Below are 10,321 nucleotides of genomic sequence, written 5' to 3' on the forward strand. Positions count from 1 at the left end.
AGCCGGTGGTTCAGCTAAGCAAGGGCGTGAACGTTTGACGCAAGCTATTTTGCCAATTCGTGGAAAGATTTTGAACGTTGAAAAGGCTTCATTGGACAAGATTTTGGCTAACGAAGAAATTCGTTCACTCTTTACAGCGATGGGAACTGGTTTTGGTAACGAATTTGATGTCACAAAGGCGAAGTACCACAAGTTGATCATTATGACCGATGCCGATGTCGACGGTGCGCACATTCGTACATTGTTGTTGACGTTGATTTATCGTTACATGCGTCCATTGTTGGAAGCAGGCTACATTTACATTGCCCAGCCACCGCTATATCAAGTGCGTCAGGGTAAGTTCGTGCAGTACTTGGACTCTGATGAAGAGTTAGAAGCTTTGTTGCCAACGTTGCCTGCCTCACCAAAGCCAGTTATCCAACGATACAAGGGACTTGGTGAAATGGACGCGGAGCAATTGTGGGAGACCACAATGGATCCGTCAGTTCGTCGTTTGTTACGTGTTGAAATGGATGACGCCGTGGATGCTGACATGGTCTTCTCAATGTTGATGGGAGACAAGGTTGAGCCACGTCGTGAATTTATTGAAGAAAACGCGCAATACGCGGAGTTGGACGTCTAGTTTTAATTTGAACTAGATAGAAAGAAAGGAACAGTAATGGCTGAAGAAGAACAAAATAACAGCCGCATTAAACCCGCCAAGCTTGGCGAGCAAATGCGAACATCTTTCTTGGACTATGCGATGTCAGTTATCGTGGCACGTGCGTTGCCCGATGTACGTGATGGTTTGAAGCCGGTGCACCGTCGTATTTTGTACGGTATGAATGAACTAGGTGTGACGCCAGATAAGCAACACAAGAAGTCTGCTCGTATCGTCGGTGACGTTATGGGTAAGTATCACCCCCACGGTGACTCTGCCATCTACGAATCAATGGTGCGTATGGCGCAGGACTTTAGTTATCGTTACATGTTGGTTGATGGGCACGGAAACTTTGGTTCTATTGATGGTGACCCAGCTGCCGCCATGCGTTATACCGAAGCACGTTTGAGCAAGATTGCAACGGAAATGTTGCGTGATATCAACAAGGACACCATTGATTTTGCGGATAACTATGATGGTACTGATCGTGAGCCCGTTGTCTTGCCAGCCCGTTTCCCTAACTTGTTAGTTAACGGAGCCAATGGAATTGCCGTTGGTATGGCAACCAATATTCCGCCACACAATTTGGGTGAAGTTATTTCAGCCATTCACATGTTGATGAACAACCCGGATGTTACAACGGCTGAGTTGATGGAAGCGGTCCCTGGACCTGACTTCCCAACAGGTGCGATTGTGATGGGTAAGTCTGGTATTCGTAAGGCTTATGAAACCGGTAAGGGTGTTGTAACGGTCCGGGCGAAGGTCGAAATTGAGACGGAGAAGTCTGGTAAGGAACGCATCATCGTGACTGAGTTGCCATACATGGTCAACAAGGCGAAGTTGATTGAACGTATTGCTGAACTTGGTCGTGAAAAGCGAATCGAAGGTATTACGGCGGTTAATGATGAGTCTGACCAAACAGGTTACCGAATCGCTATTGATATTCGTCGTGATGTTTCAGCATCAGTTGTGTTGAATAACTTGTACAAGAATACGTTAATGCAAACTGGCTTCAGCTTTAACATGTTGGCCGTGCAAGATGGTCGACCAAAGTTGCTAGGTTTGAAGGCCATGCTGGTTGCTTACCTTGAACACCAACAAATTGTCGTGCGTCGTCGTACGGAATTTGAATTGCGTAAGGCTGAAGCACGTGCGCATATCTTGGAAGGTTTGCGTATTGCTTTGGATCACATTGATGCCATCATTAGCATCATTCGTGGTTCAGAAACGTCAGAAATCGCCAAGAACCGTTTGATGACGGATTATGCTTTGTCAGATAAGCAAGCGCAAGCCATCTTGGACATGCGTTTGGTTCGTTTGACCGGTTTGGAACGTGGCAAGATTGAAGATGAATATCAAGGTTTGATGACCGCGATTGCTGATTACAAGGATATCTTGGCTAAGCCAGAACGTATTGATGAAATCATCTATACTGAATTGCTTGAAATCCAAGAAAAGTACGGCGACGAACGTCGGACGGAATTGCAAATCGGGGATGTCACAAGCATTGAAGACGAAGATTTGATTGAGGAAGAAGACATTATCGTGTCATTGACGAGCGCTGGCTACATCAAGCGAATGGCGCAAACTGAATTCCGAGCACAGAACCGTGGTGGACGTGGTGTGCAAGGAATGGGCGTTAATGATGATGATTTTATCGATCAATTGATTGGTACCTCAACACACGATACGTTGTTGTTCTTTACCAACGCTGGTAAGGTTTACAAGATGAAGGGATACGAAATTCCTGAATATGGTCGCTCTGCTAAGGGAATCCCAGTTGTTAACTTGTTGGGAATCGAAGCAGGTGAGAGTGTGCAAACCGTGATTAACGTACGTGGTGAAGCTTCTGAAAGTGAAGACTTCCTCTTCTTTACAACCCGTTACGGTAAGGTGAAGAAGACGCCGGTTTCAGACTTTAGCAACATCCGAACACACGGTTTGAAGGCCATTACGTTGAATGATGACGATGAGTTGATTAACGTTATGATTACTGATGGGACTGAGAACTTGTTGATTGGTACCCATGGTGGTTACGCGGTGTCATTTAACGCCGATGCCGTTCGTTCAATGGGACGTTCAGCAGCTGGTGTGCGTGGTATTACGTTGCGTGATGATGACTTTGTTATCGGCGCTGAAATCTTAAAGGATGACGCATCTGTGCTGGTTATCACTGAAAAGGGATACGGTAAGCAAACCCCAGTTGATCAATACCCGATTAAGGGTCGTGGTGGTAAGGGAATTAAGACGGCCCAAATCACCGAGAAGAACGGACCGCTAGCAGGTTTGGCGGTTGTTGATGGTTCAGAAGACATTATGTTGACGACCAACAAGGGTGTAATGATTCGCTTTACGGTTGATTCAGTGTCAGAAACTGGTCGTGCCACACAGGGTGTCCGTGTTATTCGCCTAGATGATGATGCAATTGTTGCAACGTTTGCAAAGGTTGAACATGAAGAGGATACACCGGAGTTAGCAGAAGACGCTGCCGAGACAGCTGATGACGCAACGCCGGTCGTAAACGATACAGAATTACCAGCAGCGCCAGTTGATGGTGAGCAACCAGCTGAAGTAGCTGAATTGCTTGCACGAGCTGAAGATGATTCAGAAGAATAATAAACAGTAAAAAGGACAACATCGTGAGGTGTTGTCCTTTTTGTATTGATAATACATATATATTGATACGTTATGCATAAACGGCCGGTGTGTTTTAAAAATAATTCAGTATTAAGTTTATGTTTTTGGAATTTGTTTTAAATATAAATGCATATGTAAAGATTATAAAAATATTGTTTTGCTTTAAATTAGGAGCCGTGTGAGTGGTTTGTATCAATAGCGGGACAGTATTTTCTGTATAAATCCCCAATAAATACATGGTAGGGAGTATAATCTAGAAAGGTTATATGAGAAAAGTTAATTATAAGTAAGAGGTTATCATGGGTAAAAATCGAGTGCCTGTTGAGGCAATTCGCGAAGCGATGATTTATTTCATCAAGGAACGCAACATTTCAGTACCAGTCGTTTTGAAGACGGTTGATATTTCACGTTCACGACTTTACGACTATTTACAAGGCAACGGTAAGGTGTCAGCGACAACTTTGGTTAATTTGTTGGTGACGATTGGCGTATCATTTGATGAGTTGATGTTGCATGTCTACATGAACCACCCTGAGTTGCTAGATCCAGCAATCAAGGAATTGGGCTTGGATGCACACTCACACACAATGACGCCAACGGAAGACACGGTTTACCGGACGTTGTCAATGTATGACGAGACGCGCGATGTGCGTTTGTTGGTTAACTTGGTGCGTGCAATTAACTCACAAGTGGCCGACGAAGTTGAAAAGTACCGTTTGATTGAAATGGTACGACCAACAATTATCAAGTTGTTGGCTGCTCGTGAATTCTACACGGCCAATGACTTGTTGATGTTTGCTAATATTATTCGTCATGAGCCATACAACGCCGCCAAGATGGTTGTTAAGCAGATGTCTGATCAAGCACAACGCATGGCGAAGCTTGAAGGCTATGGCTTGATGGAATTAGATAATTTTTCATCGGCTGAGGTTCGTAATGTGGCTTTGTTGCATTTCCAATTGTTGATTATGGCGTTGGAAAACAAGGATGGCGACACTGTTAAGAAGACATTGATGTTCTTGCGTGATTATCGTTTGCCAGCTTTGAGCACGTACTTTAGTTTCGTTAAGAAGATGGCTGAAGTTGTCGAACTTGCATTGGATGAAAAGAATGAGGAAGCAGAACAATTGTGGCACCGCACACTGGATGCGGCGCAATTCATGATTGATGAACGCTTCTGGCCAATTTATTCATTTATTGCCCGTCGTTCGTTTGAGGAGTTCCTGGTACCAGTCAACTCATACAAGCGTCACATGACAGAACAAAATCAATAACCGATAAAATAAAGCTCCCAGCATTGCAAATTGCAACGTTGGGAGCTTTTTCAGTTACGTCAGTTTAACTAATTCAGGGTTAGCACCATATTACGGTGTTCAATGCCTGCGTCCATGAAAATGTCACCTTCAGCTTTAAAACCAAGCTTCTCGTAGAACCCTAAGGCAGAGACTTGGGCGCCTAGATCAATTGTGTGGACACCGGCTTCTTTGGCATCCTCGATGATTGTCTGCATAATTTTAGCAGCGTAACCATGACCACGCGCATCCGCCAATGTGGCCACGCGTTGGATATGCCAATTTTCACCGTGGGCATTAACTAAGACACGGGCAGTCGTCACGGCCTTGCTAGCTGTGAAACCAACGTAGTGTGTCGTTCGGTCATCAAGATCATCAATCTCTAGTGCAAGGGGCACACCTTGTTCGCTAACAAACACGGTTTGACGAATTGCAAGAGCTTCGCGGCTAAGTTCGCCAGCGCCGTATTCTTTGCTGACGATGAGTTCGTTTGTTGACATGCGCGTTTACCTCATTTTTTTATCAATGGTCTTATTTTAACTTAAATTGGTAAAACGCCAAGGCTCTAAGGTATGAATTTTAAAATTACGCTATAATAGACCGGATACATAAATTAGCCGCGATCAACGCTGGCGTAAGCACCGGTCACAATAATGGCCGGAAAACATTAAAATACGTAAGAAAAGGGTGACTAAACTATGAGGCATTATGGCCGATTTAGCTGGATTAACACGCGCTTAGGGTTTGTATTGCTCTTGGTCGTGTTAATCTGGGCAAAAACGTTGCTGGCGGATTTTGTGGACTTTAACTTGTTCTCGGGAGCAACACCAGTACAATACGTGACGCTGTTGATTAATCCATTGACGGTGTCATCTTTATTGATTGGATTGGCGTTCTACTTCCGATCAGCAAAGCTTTTCTACCCAATTGCAACGATTATGTACATCGTTAACATTGTGCTGTTGCAATTAAACGTGACCTATTATCGTGAATTTACAGATTTTATGTCTGTTGCGACGATGTTGGGTTATGACAAAGTTAACCAGGGATTGAGTGCGTCTGGGTTTGCGTTAACAAATCTACACGATATTTTATTCTGGATTGATATTCCAATTTTTATTGGGTTGTTCATCTTTAAAAAAATCAGGATACAACGTGAAGGCACAACGAAATTCATGAGTTTTGCGATGACGACATTTTCAGTCTTTGCCTTCATGGTGACGCTGGTTTTGGGTGAGGCGGATCGTCCACAGCTTATTACACGCCAATTTGATAGTAATTTATTGGTGAAATATTTGGGGATGGACGCTTATACGGTGTTCGATGGTTTGAAGCAACATGGCGTGTCCGAGATGCGCAAGTCGGCGAAGAAAACAGATATCCAAAAAGTGTTGAGTTATGTTGATAAACATTATACTGATGCGGATGCTAAATATGCCGGTATTGCCAAGGGCAAGAATGTGTTTGTCATTCACTTGGAATCCTTCCAACAATTTTCAATGAACATGAAAATCAATGGGCAAGAAGTGACGCCAAACCTGAACCAAATTTATAATTCTGATTCAACGATTGCATTTGATAATTTCTTTAACCAAGTTGGTCAAGGTAAGACATCCGACGCTGAAAATATGTTAGAAACATCAACGTTTGGGTTGCCACAAGGCTCATTGTTTGCCACGCAGGGTAATGACCAAACCTTCCAAGCAATGCCGGCCATTTTGAAGCAGACAGAAGGGTACTCGTCAGCTGTTTTCCACGGTAACAACGCTAGTTTCTGGAACCGTAGTAACGTGTACAAGAATATGGGTTACCAATACTTCTTTGATGCTAGCTACTATGACACATCGGGTGATAAGGCAATGGGTTATGGGTTGAAGGACAAGCTGTTGTTTAATGATTCCATTCCATATTTGGAACGAATGCAACAACCGTTCTATGCCAAGTACATTACCGTAACGAACCACTTCCCATATAGTTTGGATGAACAGGATAAGGATCCAAACTTTACCACGACGAATACAGATTCGGATATTGTGAACGGCTACTTTGAAACGAACCACTACTTGGATCAATCAATTGGTGAGTTCTTCGATTATCTGAAGAAGTCAGGCTTGTACAACAAATCAATTATTGTGTTATACGGTGATCACTACGGTATTTCAAATTCAGAAAACAAGTATTTGGCTTCAGTGCTGGGTAAGAATGCCGATGACTGGAATGATAACGATAATGCGCAACTACAACGCGTACCATTTATGATTAATATTCCAGGGTGGCACGGCGGTGGTGTTAATCATACGTACGGTGGTGAGATTGACGTCATGCCAACCTTGCTACACTTGTTAGGTGTTGATTCAAAGAAGTACGTGATGATGGGACAAGATCTGCTGAGCGGTAAGAGCAATCAGGTTGTGGCCTTCCGTGATAAGAACTTTGTGACACCGAAGTATAGTTATATCAACGAAACGATTTATGATAATAAGACTGATCAGGCGATTACTAATCCAACTAAATCGGTTTTGAAAGAGATTGATGCAGCTAAGCAGCAGGTTAAGGAACAGTTATCGATTTCAGATGATATTAATCAAAAGGACTTACTTCGTTTCTATACGCCGAGTGGCTTTAAGTCAGTTGATGCCTCGAAGTATAACTACTCTAACGGGTTGGCAAAGCTAGAAAATCTTGAGAACCAAGCGGGTGTTGAATCGAAGAGTTTGTGGTCTGAGAATGGTGGTAAGACCACGCAGTCATTGTATAGCACTGACGCACCAGAAAAGGACGAACCACGTTCTGATACATCACGTATTAAGCAGGTTAATCCGGACGGTGGCGATACGACTGATGGTGGCGATGACACACCAAATCCATAACAAGTAAAAATGTTCTTGATGTGTTGATGCAATTGTCAGCCACCAAGGGCATTTTTCTTTTTTGACGAACTATCTTGACATTTGTGTTAAATAACCTGACAATAATAGTCTATTAAACGTACAAGGAGAGGCACCATGTCATTTGTTCCAAAACACCATTTTCATAAAAATGCGTTGAAGTCAGAAGTTTTTCAGTTCCGCATTGGTGAGTTAGCCACAATGACGGGTGTGTCAACGCGCCAATTACGTTACTGGGAAAGCAAAGGCATCATTTCGTCACTAAGTCGTGAAGGTGAGCAGGATGCCCGGGTTTATAACTACAAAACTTATGTCGCAGTTGCAGCCATTAAGGGCTTTTTAGATGATGGCTATACCTTAAAAGCGGCGGTTGAAAAGACCCATGAGCTTGAGCAATCGTGGCGGGTGCTGCATGAAGTGATGAGTCAGGCCGTTAAGGGTGTCATCGAACTTGATGGTAAGAATGTTGTTGATTTAGGTTATTTTGATGATGAGCAACAGCAACGTTTATTTGCAACGATTGATGATGACAATAAGGTGCACTATATCGTGCGTCGAACAGATGAAAACTAAAAGAAAACGGTTTTGGTGGTTAGCCAAGACCGTTTTTGTCTTTTCTCAGGTTGAATAACTGGTAAACTATAAGAGGCAAAGCGGTAGTGTGTACCGCAATAAACGGAAAAGGAAGTTGTAGAACATGGCGAATTGGCAGGGATTCTACAAGTTGTCGTGGCAAGAACGCTTGCAACGGACGATTGAAAATAAAAATTTAACGGCTGATCAGGCAGCGTTAATAACGCAGCATTATGACATGGTTGGCGAACAACAGGTTGAAAACTACCTCTATAATTTCGGCGTGCCCACAGGGTTACTGTTGGAATTGCCAGTTGATGGCCGTTTAGTGACAGTACCGATGAGCACGGAAGAACCAAGTGTTATTGCGGCTGCTAATAATGGTGCACGGATGATGCGGGCTGGTGCTGGCGTGCAGACGGTTATTGAAAGTCGTCTTGTGCGTGGTCAAATTATTTTGGATAATGTTGCCGATGTTGTGGCCTTGCAAACCTATGTTGAGACACATTTAACGCAATTGCTGCAGGTGGCCAATGATGCGCACCCATCAATGGCAAAACGTGGTGGTGGTGCGAAAGCTTTAACGGTCGAAGTGCTTGATGCACAAACAGCGATTGTTAATGTCTTAGTTGATCCGAAGGCGGCGATGGGGGCTAATGTTGTTAATACCATGTCGGAAGCGATTGCTAGCGTATTGCGACAAGCGGGCTATGAGGTGTTAATGGCAATTCTCTCCAACTTTGCGACTGAGTCACTCGTTAAGGCGAAGGTAGCTGTGCCGGTAACGGCGTTGGCAACTAAGCAGGGAATGTCGGGTGCCGATGTAGCAGCTAAAATTGCAGCCGCTAGTCGGATTGAAACGTTGTCACCATACCGAGCAGTCACGTCTAATAAGGGGATGTTGAATGGAATTGAGGCAGCAGTCCTAGCCAGTGGTAACGATACACGCGCGGTTAACGCGGCCTTGCATGCATACGCTGCACAAGGTGGTCAGTATCATGGTTTGACGCGTTGGACTGTTCAAGGTGACGAATTGCTTGGTGAGACGACCTTGCCCCTAATTCTTGGCGTTGTTGGTGGTTCAATTGGGATTGTGCCAGCTGTTAAGTTGAACCATGCGTTGATGGATAATCCAACGGTTAACGAGTTGACCAGTACAATTGCCGCCGTTGGGTTGGCCCAAAACTTGGCGGCCATTCGTGCATTGGTGTCGACTGGTATACAAGCCGGCCACATGGCATTACAGGCAAAGTCATTGGCACTCCAAGTGGGTGCGACGCCAGCAGAAGTGCCAGCGTTGACAGCCGCGTTACAACAAGCGGGTAAGTTTAATGAAGCTACGGCCCGTGAATTATTAGCAAAATTACGATAAATAGACGGAAAAGAGAACAGATATGCAATTTTCAGCAGATACAGTACAACTAGTCGACCAAGTTAACCGTGTTTATCCCGGTTCAGTTGTTTTGCGTGGTAGCGGGGAGGCCACAGGTGTCTTGACGCACGATCAAGTGACGACGGATATGTTGGGTACGCGCTTGATGGTTGAAGTAACGGATGCTACGGCACCAGATTATTCAGCGACAAAAGAATTGTTGATGATGATGCTAACGCTAAGTGGTTACCCACAAATTTACTTCCAATTGAAGTCGGATAATGTCGAACTGACGGATCAACTAATGGTTATGGCGACGTACCTTTACCAACCAGCCATGCGCACGATTATCTATAAGGAACAAGCCAAGCATGGTTTGTTGACGGATGATGTTGTGGCAGCCTTTGCAAAGGGTGTCATGACAACACTAACGAAGGAAGCTGATGGGAACCGTTCTGAAGCCGCCTTGCGTGTGTTGACATTGTTGGATGCCCAAGTCTTTATGAATGCTGTTACTGGTGAGACGGCGGCGTACACGGATACGTTTGCTGAAGCTTTCCCAGAAGCATGGGCAGCTGCTCAAAAGATTGTCGCTGCTATGAAGATTGAGGGTATTAAGGATCCGTTCACTGTTCATCGGGCAGTTGTGGCGGCCTTTAAGCATTTTGATGAACAAATGGCAGCGTGGGATTTGCCAGAGTTGCATGCTAACGAGTTTGCAACGTTGACACCAGTTTTGTCAGAGCGTCAGTTGCGATTGCCTTTGGCGCAAGTTTACGATATTAAGCACACAGATATGATTGATCGTAATACAGAGAAGACCGCCTACGTTGGGTTGAATAAGACGGATGAGCAGAATAGTTTTGTTATTTCTGCACCAGAAGAGAATCAACCAACGTTCTTCAAGGAGCTCTATAAG

8 protein-coding genes are annotated in these 10,321 nt (G+C 44.3%); 7 read left to right on the top strand and 1 reads right to left on the bottom strand.

What is annotated here, in order from left to right:
* The 3 genes from WEIDD23_RS14675 to WEIDD23_RS07440 form a co-directional block, all read left to right on the top strand.
* The coding region (locus tag WEIDD23_RS14675) for a toprim domain-containing protein (protein WP_242865463.1) at positions 1-622 on the top strand (622 nt) is incomplete at its 5' end.
* 36 nt (positions 623-658) lie between these two features.
* Complete coding sequence (gene gyrA / locus WEIDD23_RS07435) at positions 659-3,256, top strand: DNA gyrase subunit A (protein WP_010372561.1); 2,598 nt, start codon at positions 659-661, stop codon at positions 3,254-3,256.
* A gap of 320 nt (positions 3,257-3,576) precedes the next feature.
* Positions 3,577-4,551 (top strand): helix-turn-helix domain-containing protein, encoded by a 975-nt coding sequence (locus tag WEIDD23_RS07440; protein ID WP_010372558.1) that lies wholly within the window; start codon positions 3,577-3,579, stop codon positions 4,549-4,551.
* Between the two features lie 68 nt (positions 4,552-4,619).
* Here WEIDD23_RS07440 and WEIDD23_RS07445 read toward each other — a convergent pair whose 3' ends face one another.
* Entirely contained in the window at positions 4,620-5,069 is a 450-nt protein-coding gene (locus WEIDD23_RS07445) for a GNAT family N-acetyltransferase (RefSeq protein WP_010372555.1), read from the bottom strand.
* 198 nt (positions 5,070-5,267) lie between these two features.
* Here WEIDD23_RS07445 and WEIDD23_RS07450 point away from each other — a divergent pair, with 198 nt between their 5' ends.
* From WEIDD23_RS07450 to WEIDD23_RS07465, 4 genes are all read left to right on the top strand, one after another.
* The gene (locus WEIDD23_RS07450) at positions 5,268-7,439 is read left to right on the top strand and encodes an LTA synthase family protein (protein ID WP_010372552.1); all 2,172 of its coding nucleotides are present in this window, start codon (positions 5,268-5,270) and stop codon (positions 7,437-7,439) included.
* Positions 7,440-7,574: 135 nt separating this feature from the next.
* Positions 7,575-8,030: a MerR family transcriptional regulator gene (locus WEIDD23_RS07455; protein WP_010372549.1), complete on the top strand. Its 456-nt coding sequence runs from the start codon at positions 7,575-7,577 to the stop codon at positions 8,028-8,030.
* A gap of 124 nt (positions 8,031-8,154) precedes the next feature.
* Positions 8,155-9,402 (top strand): hydroxymethylglutaryl-CoA reductase, degradative, encoded by a 1,248-nt coding sequence (locus tag WEIDD23_RS07460; protein ID WP_010372546.1) that lies wholly within the window; start codon positions 8,155-8,157, stop codon positions 9,400-9,402.
* Between the two features lie 22 nt (positions 9,403-9,424).
* The coding region (locus WEIDD23_RS07465; RefSeq protein ID WP_062358878.1) for a hypothetical protein at positions 9,425-10,321 on the top strand (897 nt) is incomplete at its 3' end.

Origin of the sequence: Weissella sp. DD23 (assembly GCF_001579105.1) — a bacterium.
GTDB lineage: Bacteria > Bacillota > Bacilli > Lactobacillales > Lactobacillaceae > Weissella > Weissella cibaria.